The organism is Shewanella chilikensis (assembly GCF_002836945.1).
Lineage (GTDB): Bacteria > Pseudomonadota > Gammaproteobacteria > Enterobacterales > Shewanellaceae > Shewanella > Shewanella chilikensis.
Window position 1 is genome coordinate 75077 of the sequence record NZ_NIJM01000014.1, and the last position, 18011, is coordinate 93087.

Annotated in this window: 16 protein-coding genes; 9 read left to right on the forward strand and 7 right to left on the reverse strand. The window is 53.7% G+C overall.

The genetic code is table 11. The annotated features are described in order from the left end of the window. Positions 1–15: 15 nt before the first annotated feature. Entirely contained in the window at positions 16–957 is a 942-nt protein-coding gene (gene ylqF, locus CX651_RS07420; RefSeq protein WP_093983046.1) for a ribosome biogenesis GTPase YlqF, read from the forward strand. A 128-nt stretch (positions 958–1085) separates the two neighbouring features. Here ylqF and CX651_RS07425 read toward each other — a convergent pair whose 3' ends face one another. Together CX651_RS07425 and CX651_RS07430 are read right to left on the reverse strand one after the other, a co-directional pair. Then, a complete protein-coding gene (locus CX651_RS07425) occupies positions 1086–1556 on the reverse strand; it encodes a low molecular weight protein-tyrosine-phosphatase (RefSeq protein WP_101055202.1) in 471 nt (156 codons plus the stop codon). A gap of 55 nt (positions 1557–1611) precedes the next feature. Further along, the gene (locus CX651_RS07430) at positions 1612–2601 is read right to left on the reverse strand and encodes a DNA ligase (RefSeq protein ID WP_101055172.1); all 990 of its coding nucleotides are present in this window, start codon (positions 2599–2601) and stop codon (positions 1612–1614) included. A gap of 394 nt (positions 2602–2995) precedes the next feature. On the opposite strand from CX651_RS07430, the gene CX651_RS07435 reads away from it, so the two are divergent. After that, positions 2996–3367, forward strand: a complete 372-nt coding sequence (locus CX651_RS07435; protein ID WP_101055174.1) for a diacylglycerol kinase — start codon at positions 2996–2998, stop codon at positions 3365–3367. 96 nt (positions 3368–3463) lie between these two features. On the opposite strand, the gene hdfR is transcribed toward CX651_RS07435, so the two are convergent. Then, positions 3464–4309 carry an HTH-type transcriptional regulator HdfR gene (hdfR, locus tag CX651_RS07440; protein ID WP_101055176.1) on the reverse strand — a complete coding sequence of 282 codons (846 nt, stop codon included), beginning with the start codon at positions 4307–4309 and terminating at the stop codon, positions 3464–3466. 110 nt (positions 4310–4419) lie between these two features. Here hdfR and CX651_RS07445 point away from each other — a divergent pair, with 110 nt between their 5' ends. The 3 genes from CX651_RS07445 (at position 4420) to CX651_RS07455 (ending at position 7001) form a co-directional block, all read left to right on the forward strand. Beyond that, positions 4420–4854, forward strand: a complete 435-nt coding sequence (locus tag CX651_RS07445; RefSeq protein WP_039033298.1) for a DUF413 domain-containing protein — start codon at positions 4420–4422, stop codon at positions 4852–4854. Positions 4855–4874: 20 nt separating this feature from the next. Continuing rightward, complete coding sequence (locus CX651_RS07450; protein ID WP_101055178.1) at positions 4875–5822, forward strand: ATP-grasp domain-containing protein; 948 nt, start codon at positions 4875–4877, stop codon at positions 5820–5822. Positions 5823–6149: 327 nt separating this feature from the next. Then, on the forward strand, positions 6150–7001 hold the full coding sequence (locus CX651_RS07455) for a TonB-dependent receptor (RefSeq protein ID WP_224866494.1): 852 nt from the start codon (positions 6150–6152) through the stop codon (positions 6999–7001). 54 nt (positions 7002–7055) lie between these two features. Here CX651_RS07455 and CX651_RS07460 read toward each other — a convergent pair whose 3' ends face one another. Further along, entirely contained in the window at positions 7056–8645 is a 1590-nt protein-coding gene (locus CX651_RS07460) for a M28 family metallopeptidase (RefSeq protein ID WP_101055180.1), read from the reverse strand. A 163-nt stretch (positions 8646–8808) separates the two neighbouring features. On the opposite strand from CX651_RS07460, the gene CX651_RS07465 reads away from it, so the two are divergent. Next, positions 8809–9834, forward strand: coding sequence for a GGDEF domain-containing protein (locus CX651_RS07465; RefSeq protein WP_101055182.1), 1026 nt, complete (start codon positions 8809–8811; stop codon positions 9832–9834). Here the strand turns inward: CX651_RS07465 and CX651_RS07470 are convergent. From CX651_RS07470 to pdsO, 3 genes are read right to left on the reverse strand one after another with little or no spacing between them, the layout of a single operon-like run. Next, positions 9826–10434, reverse strand: a complete 609-nt coding sequence (locus tag CX651_RS07470) for a class GN sortase (RefSeq protein ID WP_101055206.1) — start codon at positions 10432–10434, stop codon at positions 9826–9828. The two genes, CX651_RS07465 and CX651_RS07470, sit on opposite strands and share 9 nt — an antisense overlap. Positions 10435–10466: 32 nt before the next feature. Next, on the reverse strand, positions 10467–12779 hold the full coding sequence (locus tag CX651_RS07475; protein ID WP_101055184.1) for a marine proteobacterial sortase target protein: 2313 nt from the start codon (positions 12777–12779) through the stop codon (positions 10467–10469). A 14-nt stretch (positions 12780–12793) separates the two neighbouring features. Next, positions 12794–13558: a sortase-associated OmpA-like protein PdsO gene (pdsO, locus tag CX651_RS07480; RefSeq protein ID WP_189577787.1), complete on the reverse strand. Its 765-nt coding sequence runs from the start codon at positions 13556–13558 to the stop codon at positions 12794–12796. Between the two features lie 221 nt (positions 13559–13779). Between pdsO and pdsR the strand changes: the two genes are divergently transcribed. The 3 genes from pdsR (at position 13780) to CX651_RS07495 (ending at position 17932) form a co-directional block, all read left to right on the forward strand. After that, positions 13780–14472, forward strand: a complete 693-nt coding sequence (gene pdsR, locus CX651_RS07485) for a proteobacterial dedicated sortase system response regulator (RefSeq protein ID WP_025009526.1) — start codon at positions 13780–13782, stop codon at positions 14470–14472. A gap of 2 nt (positions 14473–14474) precedes the next feature. After that, positions 14475–16640, forward strand: a complete 2166-nt coding sequence (gene pdsS, locus CX651_RS07490) for a proteobacterial dedicated sortase system histidine kinase (RefSeq protein WP_101055210.1) — start codon at positions 14475–14477, stop codon at positions 16638–16640. 113 nt (positions 16641–16753) lie between these two features. Next, positions 16754–17932, forward strand: coding sequence for a cystathionine beta-lyase (locus CX651_RS07495; RefSeq protein WP_039033343.1), 1179 nt, complete (start codon positions 16754–16756; stop codon positions 17930–17932). Positions 17933–18011: the final 79 nt, after the last annotated feature.

Sequence of the window (18011 nt, forward strand, 5' to 3'; positions counted from 1 at the left end):
CAGGATAAGCAATAGATGGCGATTCAATGGTATCCGGGACACATGCACAAGGCCCGCAAAGAGATAGAAGAGGTGATGCCTCAGATAGATCTGGTGATCGAAGTGCTGGACGCCCGAATACCCTACAGCAGTGAAAACCCCATGGTGGCCAAGCTGCGCCAGGACAAGCCTTGTATCAAGTTGCTGAATAAGTCTGATCTGGCCGATCCCGAGATAACCAATCGCTGGATTGAGTACCTGGAGCAGGAACAAGGAGTACGGGCACAAGCCATCACTACCCTGCAACCGGCCATGGTCAGAAAGATCCCCGAGCTGTGCCGCAAACTGGTCCCCGTAAGCGAAGGTGCGCTCAAGGATATTCGCACCATGATCATGGGCATCCCCAATGTGGGCAAGTCCACCATCATCAACACCCTGGCCGGTCGGGTGATTGCCAAGACAGGTAATGAACCTGCGGTAACCAAGGCGCAGCAAAGGATCAACCTTAAAAACGGCATAGTGCTATCCGACACGCCGGGGATCCTTTGGCCCAAGGTGGACAATGAAGCCTCGGGTTATCGCCTGGCGGTCACAGGTGCCATCAAGGACACCGCCATGGAGTATGAGGATGTGGCCCTGTTTGCCGCAGCTTATTTCCTGCATGCCTACCCGGAGGCGATGATGGAGCGTTATAAGCTCACCTCCCTGCCCGCCACAGATATTGAACTGCTCGAAGAGATAGGCCGCAGGCGCGGCGCCCTCAGAAGCGGCGGTCATATCGATTTGCACAAGGCCTCGGAACTGCTGCTGCATGAGTTCCGCTCTGGGAAAATCGGTCAGCTGTCACTGGAAACGCCGGAAATGGCCCAGGCCGAAGAGGCGGAAGTGGCCAAGCTGCTGGCAGAGAAAGAAGCCCTGAAGCAGGCAAAGAAAGAAGCCGACAGGCTGAAGCGCTCCGGCAAACGCCATCAGGGTTAAGCTTCCCTCAAGAAGCAAGCTTAACGGAAACGGGCCACAAATCGTGGCCTGTTTTTGTTTGTCACTTATCCGACCAATTATCCAACTAAATTCCGCATAAGCTTAATGTTAGTCCTTTGCAGAATCGCTCACCGCACAGGCGGGATAATCTTCTGTCTGGCGGCCTGGATCCTGGCAAACAGCCCGGCAATACTCAACTCCAACAGATCCAAAACCTGCTCAAATCCGCTGTCGCCACCATAGTAAGGATCCGGGACTTCCCTGATCGGAGTATCGGCAAAGTCCAGCATCAAGGCCAGCTTGTGTTTGTAAATCTGCGGACAAGCCTCATCTAGGGCCTGAAGATTCTCACGATCGGCCGCCAGAATAAGATCGAAATGAGCAAAGTCCCGCGCGCACACCTGCCTGGCTTTGATCCCTGAAAAGTCCAGTCCACGCCGCTCTCCGGCGGCGCGGGCGCGCCTGTCCGGCGACTCCCCTGAGTGATATCCTATGGTGCCGGCAGAATCCAACTCCAGTGTCAGTCCCATGGCCTGAGCCTTGGCCCGGGCCACAGCTTCAGCACTTGGTGAGCGGCAGATATTGCCCATACAAACCATCAAGATACGGTTAATTTCGCCCTCGCTGACACTTGGCACACTTTGAAATTCCACCTTAAGGTTCCTTGTTGACTGACACGGCAGGATTGCGTTCTGCAGCCGGGTCGGCTGCAGAGACTTTTGCCTCAATAGCCTCTGCCGGGAAACTGAGTTGATAGTCGGATCTTACCCTAAGGAAGCGGGCAAACCTAGGCTTGCCGCCCGAGGTCCACCCGGAGAAAGCAAAGGTTACCCAGGTTCCGGGAAGCGGTGGTGAAGCCCTCTCGGCATCGGTGAAACCTGTCCCCAGGCGAAAGCTTACCCCAGCCTCGGTTTCCACCAGCAAGGCGCCCATCATGCCTTGATACTTGCCTTTTCCCGGAAGTATCGCCAGCACTCGCGCCTCGGCATCTTCCACAGGTTTGAGTTTTAACAAGGCATCACTGCGCCCCGCCAGATACATGGCATCGATGCGGTGCGCCATCAGGCCTTCGCCCCCTTTGGCCACCACCTGTTGTAACCACAGATGTAACTCTTGCGTGCTGCTCAGACGCCGCTGCTCGATGACATAGAGATAAGGGGTCAGTTGGTGATACTGCTTGAACGCCTGATAACGTTCGGCAAAAGCCATTTTAAGCCCGGGGGCATCGAACAGATAAAAACCCAGCTGGCGCCAGGAGTCTGCTTCGCCTAAACCTCTGGCCAGCAGCGATGCAGTATCAAAGCTGTGATAGCCACCCCAAAGCTCTCCTTCGAGTGCCACGTCAGGAAAGTCCTTCACAAACCAAATTGGTGCAGGAATGACTCTGCCCGAGCGGCTCAACAAACGCCTGCCGTCCCATCTGGCGCGGACACCATCAAGTTTTTCACTGACAAGGAAATCCTTGATATCTACCTTATGTTGTTGCCAACGTCCGGCCAGCTCAGGGGCCGGTAATTCTCTATCGCCGGCAGCCGGAAACGAGAGCAAAAAAGACAAAGCCAGCAGAAAAGTTTGCAGCAGTAACAATATGGCAGGAAAACATTTAAGGTATGCTGTTGTCGTTAAAGATTGCGGATATTGCATAAGCCCTCCCTGGCTGTCGGCCAATTGCCTGCTACATCCTATAGCAGAGACCAAAACTATAAAGAGTATAGAAAGTCGTGGCGATTATGGTGACAACAAGTGTAACGATTATCGAAACGGCCCTCCCCCCTTTGCCAAACCTTCCACCATGGCATAATAACGGCCAAACACCCTTGGTGGGTGAAGTAACAGCTATATCAGCGGCAAGATGAGCTGCTATAATACCGCCGCACCTTCCCTAAGCGTCACCAATACTCAATGAGTGGCTCGTGACCAACGCAAGGTCAATAAAGGCAGCGACCTGTTTCAACCCCATTAACCCAGGAACCTTTCACGGTTCAGCGGGTCTTTATACAGCAACCCGCCATAGCCACAGATCAAGAATTGAGAAAATATGAAACCCGCCAACAATCACGGACTGAAACGCATTTTTCGCGCCACCGGCTTTTCCATGAAAGGACTGAACTCAGCCTGGAAACATGAAGCCGCCTTTCGTCAGGAAGCCGTACTGGCATTGTTAATGATCCCGCTGGCGTTATATCTGGATGTGGCCAAGACAGAAAAATTACTGCTGATAACGACAGTATTTATCGTCATTATTACCGAACTATTGAATTCAGCCATTGAAGCCGTGGTCGACAGAGTGGGCGATGAAATTCATCCCTTGAGCGGCCAGGCCAAAGATATTGCCTCGGCGGCAGTCTTTATCAGCCTGTGTTTATGCGGCCTGACCTGGGCCGTGGTTATCTGGCCTTTGGTGTTCTAAAGCGCTTTGGTATGTTGAATGCATGCTTTGGAATATTGAATGCATAAGTAAGGAAACCGGGGCTTCAAGCCAAAGTGCTCAATGCCCCGGAGAGGCTTAGAACTGACTTCTGAGATAGTTGACCGCTTGCAGTATCTGCTCCAGGCGGTCGTTGCCCGGCAAGTAGGCTACATAGACATTGCGCCTGAGCGGTGTTTTATCATCAATCACAAACAGCTCACCTTTCGCCAGATAAGGTTCAATCATGTTTTGCGGCAAAAATGCACTGCCGCCATTATTGAGCAGAAAGTCCAGCGCAATGCGGGCAGAGCCGGTGTGCAGTACAGGAATGGGCAACTCGGCATAGTCTCTGGCATGTTGAATATTAAACGCCGTGCCCCAATCGACCTTGATATAATGCCTGTCCGTCAGTTCATCGACTGAGGTAGCCGCCTCTGTGCTCACCAGATGCAGAGACACCTCTCCTATCTGCAATAGCTCAAACTCTTCCAACTTAGGGGGATCGAAGGCAATGGCCAGATCCAGCGTTCGGTCCATCAACTGTTTGGTCATCGCCGCCGGCGCCAGAATTTCGGTGCGTAGCGCCACTCCGGCAAGCCCCTGATGTAAGCCCTGCATATATCCCTGCAGATAAGCGTCCCAGATATTGGGCGCCGCACCGATAACCAATTGTACCGACTGGTGCTCACTCAAGGAGATATCCTGTTTGGCCCGCTCCCAGGCGGTCAGTACCGCTTCGGCATGCGCCAGCATCCGCACCCCGGCCGGGGTCGGTTGTATGTTGTTTCGCTGCCGCTCAAACAACTCGACGCCGAGAATACTCTCCAGCTGCTTCACCCTGAAAGATACTGCGCTGCGGGTCAGATAGAGGTTCTCGGCGGCCTTCCCAAAATGGCGGGTATGGGAAACTTCCAGAAATGTCTTGAGTAAATCCGTGTCCATAAAAAATTCTTTATCGTCATAGACAAATTTTTTTGATTTATAAATCAATCATACTAGCCAATACTCTGCTTGCAAATCTCCTCAAGAACCATTTTGTAAGGAATATCGCCATGTTGACCACGACTCCTTCACCATCGGCACTGCAAAGTGCATCTATGCAACAAGCCGCCAATGAGAGTTTTGTCAGCGAACGCCGTTTCTATGACGACAAAAACTTCCCCAAGGGCTTTCGCCGCAGCGGGGATTTTACATACAACGAAGCAGAATTACTCGAAAAACATGGCGTTGCCATGCAGGCTCTGGCGGAAGGACGCCAAGCCCCCCGAAATCCGGAGGAGAGTCATTTTGTTGAAGTTGTCCGCGGAAATTCCGCTCCCGGTAGCTTGTTGGAAAAGATCTGGGTAAAGTATGTCAAGTTGGCTTCTGGGAAGCCTTTCTACGCAGTTGTCGGCACCAATTTGGTGAAAAAGGCCGATGCTGAGTATCTTGACGATATGATAGATGACGATGTTCAGGATGAGCCTGAACTAGAGGATGACCAATGAAAATTAGGGTTTGCGACTAAATGCGTGGTTGGATTTTATATAAAGAGACCGCGACTCAGCTAAAACCTGAATTGTATGAAATTAACCGATTGTTGGAGGCTGCCAAGGCCGACAATATCGAACTTGAGGTCTATGCTCCCGATGAGTTTGACCTCACTGTGACCCGAGAGGACAACAAGAGTATTTTACTGAACGGGCAACCAGTAGAGTTGCCCGATTTTATTATTCCCCGTATGGGCTCGGGTACCACCTATTTTGCCTTGGCGATTATCCGCCACCTGGAGCGTCTTGGCGTTTATTGCCTTAACTCTTCCAAGGCGATAGAAACCGTTAAGGACAAGCTATTTTCCCAGCAACTGTTGGCTGAAAAGAATCTGCCAACGCCCAAGACCATGCTGGTGAAATTCCCGGTTGATGTTGACTTGGTTGAACGTCATTTGGGTTTCCCTGTGGTGATCAAGACACTGTCCGGCTCGCAAGGCAGCGGCGTGTTTCTGTCACACAAGGCGCGGGAGTTCGATGATCTGATGCAGCTTATCGAAGCCACCAATAAAAATGCCAACATCATTTTGCAGGAGTTTATCTCCAACAGCCATGGCCGGGACTTACGAGTCTTTACCATAGGTGGCCGGGTAGCGGGTTGCTACGAAAGACGCGGTCAAGAGGACAGTTTCAAAGCCAATGTCAGCGCCGGTGGCTCAGCCAGCCCCTTTACGGTCACACCTGAAATCGAGTGGCTGGCAACCCAGACCGCCAATATTTTGGATCTGGATGTCGCCGGAATCGATCTGCTGTTCGATAATGGTCACTACAAGATTTGCGAGGCCAACTCCTCGCCGGGCTTTGAAGGACTGGAGTCCTGCCTCAATCTAGATATTGCAGCACAAATACTGCACTTTATCCGTATCCGTTTGGGCATGTTCAACAAGGACTCCAAGAAAAGCGATAGCAGCAAGTCCGAGGGCTGATCCGAACACGATCTTTAATATAAGACTGAAGCGCTCCATTACGGAGTGCTTTTTTGTTATGGATCATAAAAAACCATAACTTTCCAAACATTTTATTCACACAACACACTATTCTGGTTTAGACTCTCTGCAACCGCGCAGATTTTCAGCATCCGAAAATACAAGAAGTGTCGCCCCAAGAGCGAACCCAAAAGCACTCAAACCGCGCATGTGCCGAATTACCCCGGAAAAGGAATCTCTGAGAAGGCACTTGGATTATCTGAGTAATAAAAAGAGATCACCCCATTGTTGACAACACATTTAATTAACATTCCGGGTTCGAAACTGGTGTTGACACTACTCCTGTTGTGCTGCGCGGCCAACTCTGTTCAGGCCGACGAGTGGAGTCTGAATATAGGTGGTTTCTATTCCCAGTCCGACACCAATATGCAAGTCACAGATCCCTTGTTAGGCAACGATTTCGAATTGGATTTCGAATCGGATCTGCAGTTGGCGGAAAATGAGTTTCTGCCATTGGTTGAAGTAGGATATCGCTTCAACGACAGACACCATATCTATATCGATTGGAAACAACTGCATCGCAGCGCCGAAACTCAAGCAGTCAGCAGGCCATTTCAAATACAGATTGATGATACTGTTTATGACGTCAAGGCCGGAGGCCAGTTAGGCACAAGCCTTAATATTGATATCGTTCGTATTGGCTATGGCTATGATCTGTTTCAAGGCAACGGTTATAACATAGGGGTCAGTGTCGGCTTGCACACTATGTTGATTGACAGCAGCTTTGAGGGTTCCATTGGCGCCTGTGCCACTTCAGAACTCAGCGGCAATATCTGCAGCGCTCAACCTATTCCCAGAGTGGTAGATGAGAGTGTGACTGCACCTTTGCCGAATGTTGGCCTCTTTGGTGACTATGAGCTGGCACCCGGTTGGCAACTTAATCTACATGCCCAATATTTTTCCGTGCGTCTGGATGACCTCGAAGGCTCATTGGTCGATATCAGAGCAGGCATGAAAACGGCGCTGAGTGACAACTGGGACATCAGTGTGGCGTACAACTATTACAAGGTAGATGTGGATGTGCGTCAGAGTACGTCCAATGCCGAAGTAAAAGTAGCCGACTACAATATTTACTATAGTTTTATCGGCCCCATGTTATCTGTCAGCTATCGCTTCTGAGGCCAATATAAAAACCGGGGACAGATCCCCGGTTTGCGCTTAAAAGTGTCCTTCTCAGCGCAGATCCTGCGCCCGACGTTTCTTAAAGTCCGAGTCTTCAAGCCATTTGGGCCAATCATTGTTATTGGCCAACCGCGCCAGAATATCGCTTATCAAGGCCAAGTCCTGCTGAACCCCATCCAGACTCCAGCTTGGGTCATAATCATCGGCTGCCTTATGATATTTATGGGCGATATAATCCGGGTCTGTATCCCCCAAACTCATAAACAGCAAGCCGGGTACCCCTTCCTTGGCCAGAGCGAAATGATCCGAGCGGAACATCAAGCCATTTTGCGGCCGGGGATCGGCCTTGACGCTGCGTCCCTGTCCTTTGGCGGCATCATTCAAATACTGCTCCAGCTCTGACACACCCTCACCATAACGCAGGATGTAATCCACGCCTTTGCCCATATTCATGCCGTCTATATTAAGAAATGCCACCAGCTGCTTGGTGGGAACCGGGGGATTTTCGGCAAAGTACTGGGCACCAATGAGTCCGGTTTCCTCGGCAGTAAAGGCGCTGAACAGAATCGAGCGTTTCGGGGCATCAATGCCCTTTTGCTGTTTGAAATGCTTTGCCAATGCCAGAACACCGGCCACACCGGAGGCGTTGTCCACAGCGCCGTTGAGCACCACTTCCTTGCCATCTTCAATGGTCTTTCCCAGGTGATCCCAGTGAGCGTGCATCACCAAGTATTCATTTTTGTGTTCACTTCCAGGCAACAAGGCCGCCACATTGTGGGATTGCGCCAGTTCTATCTTGTTGTTCAAAGTTAGATTGGCCTTGAGTTTTAACGGCACCGCCTTGAAGCCTTTATTGACCGCCTGTTGCTTCAAGGTGTCAAAGTCCAGACCCGCCTGGCTGAACAGCTTCTTGGCGCTATCGTGCTGGATCCACCCCATCACGCCCACCGATGATGCGTTGTTGTCTTTATCCACCAGGGTGTACTTGGTATTGGTGTTACTGTTACGCACCACCCCCCAACCGTAAGCGGCGGGCGCAGTTTCATGCACAATAAACACGGCTTCGGCGCCCTGACGGGCCGCTTCTTCATATTTATAGGTCCAGCGACCATAATAGGTCATGGCATTGCCCTTGAATACCTGGGGATCCTGAGTGGCAAAGCCGGGATCATTGACCAGCACAATCAGCGTCTTACCACGAACATCCAGGCCTTCAAAGTCATTCCAGCCGTATTCCGGGGCATTGATACCGTAGCCGACAAATACCACCTCGCTGTCTTGCAGCTCCACCTTGGGTGTCACTCTTTGAGTGCGGGCGGTAAACTCCTCGCCGTTACTGAAACTCATTGAGCCCAACTTAAGCTGCATATTCTGATCTGCGCTGATCCTGGCCATGGGAACGGCTTGCAGATAACTGTTGCCAAACCCGGGCTCAAGCCCCATCTCCTTGAAGGCTTTGGTAAGGTAATCCAAGGTCAGCTGTTCACCGGCCGACAGAGGCGCACGGCCTCCAAAAGCATCGCTGGCAAGGGTTTTCACATCCTGGCGATAGCTGGATTCATCCAGTTCAAAGGGGGCGGCCAACGCCAGAGCAGGCGTTAACAATGTGGCCAACAGGCCACACACAGAGGTAAATTTCACGACTTCATTCCTTACTATTATCTATTTTGTTCAGCCATTGTAACAGCGGGACAGCATTCGGCAATCGGCGCAACAAGGTGACATTCCGTGAGCCTATGGATCCACAAGCGGCTTAATTTATGTCAAGCTGAATAGGTTTTTTACATCGACAATGAGCTCCCCTATGGCCATGACTCTGCTTCAGCAAGCCGCTCAATACCTGAAAAAAGCCTTACCCCTGATGTTGAAATATCGGATACCGACAACGCCGGTCAACTATGCGCTCTGGTATGCCTATGTCAGCGAGCGCAACCCGGTACTCAATGCCGGCCTGGATCAAGCAATCAGCCAGTTCAACACCTGCCCCCCCTCCACGGCAGAACTTCTGTACCGCCACCATCTGGCTCCGGAAGAGGAACTGGATGTCAGAGATATGCGCCAGAGTATGGAGGCGATAGCGACCGAGCTGTCTCAGTCACTCAAGGATACCAGCTGTGATGCCGACAGTTTTCGCGCCAAAATAGAGCGTAACTTTGGCCGTATCAGCCGCTTGGATCAGGACGCCATGGATCTTGAGCAGGTGATGGGCATGGTCCGAGCCCTGGTGAAAGACTCGGATGATATTCGCAACAGCACGGATTATTTGAGCTCGCAACTGAGCAAAGCCCAACAAGAGATAGACAGTCTGCGACTACAGCTGCAAAACACCGAAAAAGACATATTGTTTGATGCCCTCACCGGCTGCCTTAATCGCCGTGCCTTCGATGCCGACTTCGAGAGCTTGTTGAGTCAGTCACCCAAGGGCTGCTGCCTTATTCTGGTGGATGTGGATCACTTCAAGCGTTTCAACGATGAATATGGGCATCTTTTGGGGGACCAGGTGCTCAAGGCGGTGGCCAAGCGTCTGCAGGATAGTTGCCGTGACGGCACCAAGTTGTATCGTTTCGGTGGTGAAGAGTTCGCTATTCTGGTGCCGACCAGTCAGCTGAGAGTGGCCCGCCAACTGGCCGAAGCCATGAGGCGGGCACTGGAGAAAGTCAGCGTCAGAGACAGGCGCAAGGGCCAGCTCATCAGCAATATCAGCGCCTCCTTCGGGGTTGCCGAATGGCAGCAAATGGATACCCGTCAATCCCTTACCGAACGCGCCGACACCTTGCTCTATGAAGCCAAGCGTTTGGGCCGCAATCGGGTGATGCCGATATCAGGCTGAAACCGCCAGCGTTTGCAAGGCTTCTGCCTGCACCACGAATCTGAGCTCGGCGCCGCCGCTCAGGCTGTCGAAGGGATAACAGGTAATCAGCGTCAATAGCCGCTCATCACTGCCCATCAACCAACGTGTCTCAGATTCATGCACTACTGCGGTAGCCCGTATTCGATAAAAATGGATCTGACCATCCATGCCCTGCAAGCGGATCTCCTGCCCGACCCTGGCCCCGGCCAGAATCGCGAAATGGGTATCCCTGTGACCGGCAATCACTGTATTACCTGTCTCTCCGGCGCCGGCTCCCGAGAGCATCTGCGCCGGTCCAAAGGCCAGGTTACGGCCACTGGCCCCGGCCAGCACATAGAGTGGCTCATGCTTGCCTATCCACAATTTGGCCGTAGGGTGAGTATCGGCCCAGGACCAGGGTTTGTGTGCCTGGCCGTCCGCCAGACTCTTGGCCCAGGCCTTTTCAATCAAAAACTGGGCGAACATGGCTTTGGCTTGCATATATCCTCCTTTAAACAGCATGGCCGAACCCGCCACGACCAGAACAACTATCACTATTGAGCCGATATCGCCAAAGCGCCCCCTATTGACCGAGGACATAGTGCCTGCTGTCAGGGCCTGGGGTGCCTGGCTCATTGCCCCGCCTCCTCACAAGCACGGCGGCCAAAGGCCCTGGGGAAAGCCGCCAGCATCAACGCCGCCAGCAAACTTGCCAACCCCAGCAGCAACATCAGCCGGCTGTCGGTGGCAGTTTGCGGCAACTGCCCCTGCCAGCCCTTGGGCGCATGACTGGCCACTTGCCCTTCCCGGGTCGCCGCGGCGTCCGGATTGACCGGGGCGACATCCACTGCCACCAGGCTGGTGTACGGACTGACCAAGTGGTACTTAAGCGACAGCGCTGTGACCTGGCGTTCAATGCGTTCACTGTTGGCAGCATCTTTGGCCAGCTCCAGCGCGGCTATCTGTTTTCCGGCCCAGATGAGATCCAGCCCTTTGGGCTCAGCCTTGGCATTGAGCGCCAGCTCCTGCTGCCAGAATTGGCCATCGATAAGACCGGATACGATAACTGCCTTGTGGGCATTGCTACGCTGTTTGATGCTCACCAATACCGGCTCACCCTGATAGAGATCCGGAATTTGTGCCGGCCAGTAATCCGGCACAGTGCCGTCAAGGTAGCGCAGCGACACATCTGTGATCCTGGGAGCGGAGATTTTTTCCAGCAAGGCAACCACCTTTTGCTCCACCTCCTGCATCTTGCCAATATAGGTAAAACTGCCCCGCCCCAGCTCGGCAGCGCGCTGCATAAAGTGGGAGTTGGGCGCACTGCCTATACCTATGGTAAACAGACGGTTGTCGCCGAGCCTGTCTTTAATCAGTTCAAATAGCGCCTGTTCATTGCCTACGGCGCCATCTATCATGAAAATCACTTGCCTGAGCGCCTTAATCTCACCTTTCGTGCCGACTTTATTTTGAGCGGCAAAATCATTGTTCAATGCCAGCTCCAGCGCCTTGGCCATCTCGGTACCACCGTTGGCTTCCAGGGCGCGAATAAACTGCTGCGCCCGACCTATATTGTGGGCCGTCGCCGGCAAAGAGTTGGCTGCCATGGTTTGCACTGCAGAGTTGAATTCAACGACATTAAAACTGTCCTCCGGTTTGAGACTGCTCAATGCATACAGCAGTGCCTGTTTGGCCTGAACTATTGCATCTCCCCCCATGGAGCCGGAAGTATCTATCACCAGAATAAGCTCCCTGGGCAAGGACTTGGCCACCTCTTTGCTCTGTGGCGGCATCAACATCAATAGACTGTATTCATCCCTGACAGCTTGGCCTTCGATCTGCGCTAAAGAAGGTGCTGGGGTATGGGTCTGGCCTTGCTGGCTGAACAGCGCCGCTGCCGGCTTAACGCCAGGATCCGCTTGCCATTGCAACACAAAGTCGCTGTCGGCCTTGGTATTGTCTTGTTGCAGCTGCACCCGGATACGGCCATCACTCAGGGTTTGTTGGGAAATAGCATGATAAGGGGACTCCAGCGACAGCAAGGGAAAACCAGCATCCAGGATAATATCCAAACTGAGGCGATTATCCTGGCCACTGCTTGACGTATCGGGACCTATAGACTCAGAGCTTTCGCTATCAGCGCCGGTGAACATCTTTTCAAGGCCCGCGGCTTCAATCACAGGGCTCAGCAACCGCGCCGCCTCTTCCACGCCCTTGAAGCTTTGCAGCATGCTTTGAGGCAGATAACGGGGCGTGTGGGTCATGGGAAAGCGCAGGCTGAACTGACCATCGCGGTAATCCAATGCCTGCTGGTAGCTGAAGCTGACTTTAAGAGTTTCCCCCGGAGCCAGATTGGCCACCTGAGTGGTGAACAGGTTGGGCCGCTCCTGACTCAATAGACTGGCGCGCTTTCCCTGAGCCTTGGCCTGCTCAAAAGTGCGCTTGGCCTCTTCCTTTGGTTGAATGACCCCCTCGATGATCCGCTCACCTATTCTCAACTGCATGCTGTCCACTGCCGCCTCATTGGGCAGCGGGAACAGGTAACGGCCGTGGATCCACTCCTGGGTATCATTGGTGAATGACTGGGTTACGCTGACTCTGTTACTCCAGCCACTGATGCTCATACTGACTTCGGTTGCCAGTGCCGGGGCCTGAGTGTCGCCAAAAGCAAGCACCCCGGCCCCGGGCCACTGCGGATTATCAATCAGTTGAACTGTACCTTCCTGAGCCTGGGTACTTGCAGGCTCTTCGGCAAATTGGGGGCTATTCTCGGCCCAAGCTTCAACAGAGCTAACCAGGTTGAACACCAGCAGGGCCAACAGGGCAAAGCCTGAAAATTGCAGGGCGTTGACGGCCCTGCGTAAATAAGTATCCGAATCGCTGTGACTGGCGGCGGGCATGCTCTGAAACTGCTCGTTTTCCTGCCGAGGGATATCCATATTCATTTCGTCGCTCCCTCTCAATTAGCGCTTTGTTGATTGGCTGCCAGGGCAGCGCCCTGAGTCTGTAATTTCAGCGTGACCCGACGGTCAAAGAAATCGCTCTCGCGGCTCTGTTTGGCACTGAGGGGAGAGCTGGCACCAAAAGCCTGGGTTTGCAAGCGCTCTTGGGCAACGCCTTGACTAACCAAATAACTTTTCACCGCCTCGACCCGCTGCTCGGAAAGCGCCTGATTGTAATCAGAATTACCGCGGCGATCGGCGTAACCCGTCAGATCCAACATCAGCTCAGGCGACAGGCTCATGGCAAAAGCCAAATCGTCCAGCTGGCGGGCAAAGTGGGGTTCGATTTCGGCGGTGCCGGTACGAAACTGCACATTCATACCCACGATTAACTCTTCAAGCTGAGCAGCCCGGTCGCGGGAAAGCGCATTGAGGCGGCTCTGGGCATCGGCGTATTGCAACGATAACTCCTTCAGCGCTCGCTGCTTCTCACTGAGACTCGCCAGTTGTTCGGTTTGCTCGGCCAACTGTTGCTGCTGACTCTTGAGCTGCTCGTCATCGCCCACTGACTTACCCACTATGCCGCCGGTGAAGGCACCGATAACGGCCCCCACAGGTCCCCCAACCACGGCGCCCAGCAGTGCGCCTGTGCCAAAGCCGACCAATTCTTCGTTGTGATCTCTCTCCTGAGTCGGTAAGTTTGGCTGGCTGTCGGCGTGCGCCAGAGAAGAAGTCAGCAACAGTGATGCCATGATCAGGGAGGCTATGGGGGTCGTTTTCATCATCTCGATTCCTTTTGTCTTGTAGAACTTGCTGCCAAGTTGGCAGCGTTCCTCGTCGTTGAGATGATTAAACCCCATTGAAATGGCAAGTCTGGGGAGCAAAAATGGCACTTTGGCTATCAATTGTGGCAACAAAATGGCAATCGGAAGCAACCGCTTTTTTCACGGCTAAAATCCTGTATAGTCACGGCTATTCACGGCTCGGCAGGAACAAGAGGCAGATGAAACGCATTGCCATAGTGGAAGATGAAGCTGCAATAAGAGAAAACTACAAAGATGTGCTGCAATCACAGGGTTACTCTGTGCAAACTTACGCCAACCGCCCCGAGGCCATGCAGGCCTTCAACACCCGCTTACCGGATCTGGCCATTATTGACATAGGTCTGGAGCATGAAATCGATGGTGGCTTTACCTTGTGCCAGTCGCTGCGGGCGATGTCGGGCACCCTGCCGATTATTTTTCTCACCGCCAGAGACAGCGACTTCGATACGGTTTGTGGCCTGCGTCTGGGTGCCGATGACTACCTGAGCAAAGATGTCAGTTTTCCCCATTTGCTGGCGCGGTTGGCGGCGCTGTTTCGCCGCTGCGAACTCGCCGGCAGCAGTGCTCCGGCCGACACCCTGATGGAGCGCGGCGCCCTCACCATAGATGCCAACCGAATTCAGGTATATTGGCAACAGCAGCCGATTGAATTGACAGTGACCGAATTCTGGATGGTGTACGCCCTGGCCAAACATCCCGGCCATGTGCGCAGCCGCACCGAATTGATGCAGGAAGCCAAGATTTATGTCGATGACAGCACCATTACCTCCCATGTAAAACGGATCCGGCGTAAGTTTATCGCTGCCGATCCGGCCTTTGACTGCATAGATACCGTCTACGGCATGGGTTATCGCTGGGATCCCGAATCTTGAAATTGCCCTCCTATCACCCGCCAATAGGCCTCAGAACCAAGACCCTGGTACTGTCGCTGTTTTTGCTGTGCCTGCCCTGGCTTGGTTATCAGTATGTGTGGGAGATGGAGAAATATCTGCGGCACGGCCAGGAGAAAACCCTGGAAGGAACCACTCAGGCCCTGGCTACGGCGCTGCATGAAAGACCCAGGCTGTTCGACAGCCAGGCCAGTTTCCTCAATCAAGTGGAAAAGGGCCGCGATCTCTACGCCTACCCGCTCAACGGCCCCATTCAGCTGGATGGCCGCCTCAATGATTGGGAAGCTTACCGCCATCGCGCCATGACCTATGGCGAAGAACACACCCTGATGCGCTTGAGTGACAGCCAGTCAACGCTGAGCTTTACCCATATGGTCGGTAAATATGGCGGCTACCTTTACGGCTTTTTCGAGGTAACGGATCCAAAGGTGATTTACCGCGGCCGCAACAGCCTGAGTGTGGATCGCAACGACTATCTGGCCATCGCCACCCTGGCCCCGGATGACCGTTTTCGCCGTTATACCATAGCCAACAAGCGCGATGGCTGGCTCAGCGCCTTCGAGTTGCCTGAAAATCCGGCGTTCAGCGCCCCGGTGACACCAGAGGTCCGCATTCAGGGCCAGTGGTTGAAAACCGATAAGGGTTACAATATTGAGCTCAGAATGCCGCTGGAGATGGTGGGCAGTAAACTCAGTTTTGCCATTCATGATGTCAACGACAAGAAGGGCCGCAGGCTGGAAGCCATAGTCGGTACCTCGGCCACAGACCGCGCCGACAAGCTGGGGACGGTTCTTGTACCATCACCGGAAATTGAAAGTATTATCAAAGGTATGGGGCATAACAGCTCGCGGATCTGGGTGGTGGATGTCCATGGCCGGGTGCTGGCCAAGTCGGGCGATATTCGCGCCGATTCCAGTGTCTGGACCCGCTCGGTCGAGGAGGAGCGGCAACCGGAAAGCTTCTTCGGCAAACTGGAACACGACTATCTACACCCCATCTACTACACAGTGCTGACCAAGCCGCCTATGGATTTTATCGACTCACTGCAGGATTCGACCGAACTCGGCGGCAGCCATATTCGCCGGGCGCTGAATGGCCAGATGGCCTCCACCTGGCGCCTGACACCGGATAACAAGGCGGTGGTGTTGGCAGCGGCCAGCCCCATCTGGATTGACGATAAGGTGATGGGCGCCGTGGTTGCCGAGGAAACCACCCATGGTATCCGTACCCTGCGTAACCGGGCACTGGAGAAGTTGTTCAATGTGATCCTGACCGTGATGGCCATGGGTACCCTGGCACTGTTTGTGTTTGCCTCCGGGATCTCCAGCCGCATTCGCAAACTCAGGGATCAGGCCGAGCGCGCCATCGACAGCCAGGGGCGGGTTCGCGACACCATTCCACCTTCAAAAGTGCGCGATGAAATTGGCGATCTGTCGCGCAGTTTTGCCAATATCGTCAGCCGGCTGGGTCAATATACCCACTATCTGGAAAACATGTCCTCGCGGCTATCCCACGAATTGAGAACCCCTGTGGCCGTGGTGCGCAGCTCATTGGAGCACTTGAGTCTGCAGCAACTGGACAAGGACACGGCCAAGTATGTCGACCGCGCCCAGGAAGGGGTCAACCGCTTGTGGCTGATCCTCGCCAACATGAGCGAAGCCACCCGGCTCGAGGAGTCCCTGTCCCAGGCCGAGATAGATGAATTCCCGCTGACCAAGGTTGTGGCAGGCTGCGTCGCCGGGTATCAGATGACTTACAAGGAACAAGGTTTCGTGCTGGTGTTGCCGGATGAACCTTTGACCATGCGCGGCGTGCCTGAATATATCGCCCAGCTGATGGATAAGCTGATCAGCAACGCCATTGAGTTCAGCAAAGCCGATACCGATATCCGCATCAGCCTCAAGGTGCAGGGCAAACAGGCCCTGCTCAGGGTGGAAAACCAAGGGCCACTGTTGCCGGAAAACATGACCGAGCAGATCTTCGAATCCATGGTCTCAGTGCGGCCGCAAACGATGCAGTCCAAACCTCATCTGGGACTGGGACTTTATATCGCCAGGCTTATCACCGCCTTCCATGGCGGCCATATCAGTGCCAGCAACCTGAGCGACGGCTCGGGTGTCGAAATCCGGGTCAGCCTGCCGCTGCTTTAAGCTGCGGCCAACTTGAACAAGTCTCAAGCCCGCCGCACTGGCAATGACAAGATTCAATGTTAATATGCCTCAAACGGGCGCTCGCCCCGCCATCACAAACAAGAGTTGCATCCATGAAGAAAGCCACCAAGCTGGTCTCACTCGGCCGGGACAAAAAGTGGAGCAAGGGAGTGATCAATCCTCCCGTGTTTCGAGCATCAACCGTTGTATTTGACAGCATGGAACAGATGCGCCACGCCACGGCCAATCGTGCCAAAGGGGAGATGTTCTATGGCCGCCGCGGCACCCCGACTCACTTTGCCTTTCAGGCTGCTATTGCCGAACTCGAAGGTGGTGTTGGCACAGCACTCTACCCTTCAGGCTCTGCGGCCATCAGTGGCGCCCTGCTGTCTTTTCTGAAGGCCGGTGATCACTTGCTGATGGTAGACAGTGTCTACGAGCCTACCCGGGATCTGTGCGACAAGCTGCTCAAGGGGCTGGGGATTGAAACCAGTTACTATGACCCCTTGATTGGCGCCGGTATCCGCGAGCTTATCCGCCCCAATACCAAAGTGCTGTTTCTGGAGTCTCCCGGCTCCATCACCATGGAAGTCCAGGATGTGCCGACCCTGTGCCGTATCGCCCATGAACATCAATTGGTCACCATGCTGGACAACACCTGGGCCTCCCCCATCAATTGTCGCCCGTTTGAGATGGGCGTCGATATCTCGATTCAGGCCGCCACCAAGTACATAGTGGGTCACTCGGATGTGATGCTGGGTACGGCGACCGCCAATGAAGCACACTGGGATACCCTGAGGGAGAACAGCTATCTCATGGGCCAGTGCACCTCTGCAGACGATATCTTTCTGGCGGCAAGGGGGCTGAGAACCCTGGGGGTGAGAATGGCGCAACATGAAAAAAATGCCCTCAAAGTGGCCAATTTCCTGGCCCAGCGCCCGGAAGTGGATCACCTGCGCCACCCGGCGTTTGCCAGTTGCCCGGGTCACGAGTTTTTCCAGCGTGACTTCAGCGCCGCCAACGGCTTATTTTCCTTCGTGCTCAAAGAGGGTAACCGCCAGGCGATGACCGCCTTCGTCGAAGGGATGGAACACTTCAAGATGGGATTTTCATGGGGTGGCTTCGAGAGCCTTATTCTGGCGATATCCGGCATAGAGAAATTGCGCACGGCAACCCAATGGGACAGCAGCAAGCCCCTGGTGAGACTGCATATAGGTTTGGAAGATCCAGACGACTTGATTGCCGACCTCGAACGAGCCTTCGAGCGTTATCACGCCGCGATGCAGGCTTGAACAGCAAAAAGCCCGCTTGAATGCCAATGTAGATCAGATAAGGATCGGTTGACCGATCCTTCTGATGAGAGACAATCGG

Excerpts from the sequence above, each read along its gene's own strand:
- pdsO (WP_189577787.1), bottom strand. The coding sequence starts at position 13,558 with ATGAAAACGACCCCCATAGCCTCCCTGATCATGGCATCACTGTTGCTG.
- ylqF (WP_093983046.1), top strand. The coding sequence starts at position 16 with ATGGCGATTCAATGGTATCCGGGACACATGCACAAGGCCCGCAAAGAG.
- CX651_RS07425 (WP_101055202.1), bottom strand. The coding sequence starts at position 1,556 with ATGGTTTGTATGGGCAATATCTGCCGCTCACCAAGTGCTGAAGCTGTG.
- CX651_RS07445 (WP_039033298.1), top strand. The coding sequence starts at position 4,420 with ATGTTGACCACGACTCCTTCACCATCGGCACTGCAAAGTGCATCTATG.
- CX651_RS07450 (WP_101055178.1), top strand. The coding sequence starts at position 4,875 with ATGCGTGGTTGGATTTTATATAAAGAGACCGCGACTCAGCTAAAACCT.
- CX651_RS07435 (WP_101055174.1), top strand. The coding sequence starts at position 2,996 with ATGAAACCCGCCAACAATCACGGACTGAAACGCATTTTTCGCGCCACC.
- CX651_RS07465 (WP_101055182.1), top strand. The coding sequence starts at position 8,809 with ATGGCCATGACTCTGCTTCAGCAAGCCGCTCAATACCTGAAAAAAGCC.
- CX651_RS07475 (WP_101055184.1), bottom strand. The coding sequence starts at position 12,779 with ATGAATATGGATATCCCTCGGCAGGAAAACGAGCAGTTTCAGAGCATG.
- CX651_RS07470 (WP_101055206.1), bottom strand. The coding sequence starts at position 10,434 with ATGTCCTCGGTCAATAGGGGGCGCTTTGGCGATATCGGCTCAATAGTG.
- hdfR (WP_101055176.1), bottom strand. The coding sequence starts at position 4,309 with ATGGACACGGATTTACTCAAGACATTTCTGGAAGTTTCCCATACCCGC.
- CX651_RS07430 (WP_101055172.1), bottom strand. The coding sequence starts at position 2,601 with ATGCAATATCCGCAATCTTTAACGACAACAGCATACCTTAAATGTTTT.
- CX651_RS07495 (WP_039033343.1), top strand. The coding sequence starts at position 16,754 with ATGAAGAAAGCCACCAAGCTGGTCTCACTCGGCCGGGACAAAAAGTGG.
- pdsR (WP_025009526.1), top strand. The coding sequence starts at position 13,780 with ATGAAACGCATTGCCATAGTGGAAGATGAAGCTGCAATAAGAGAAAAC.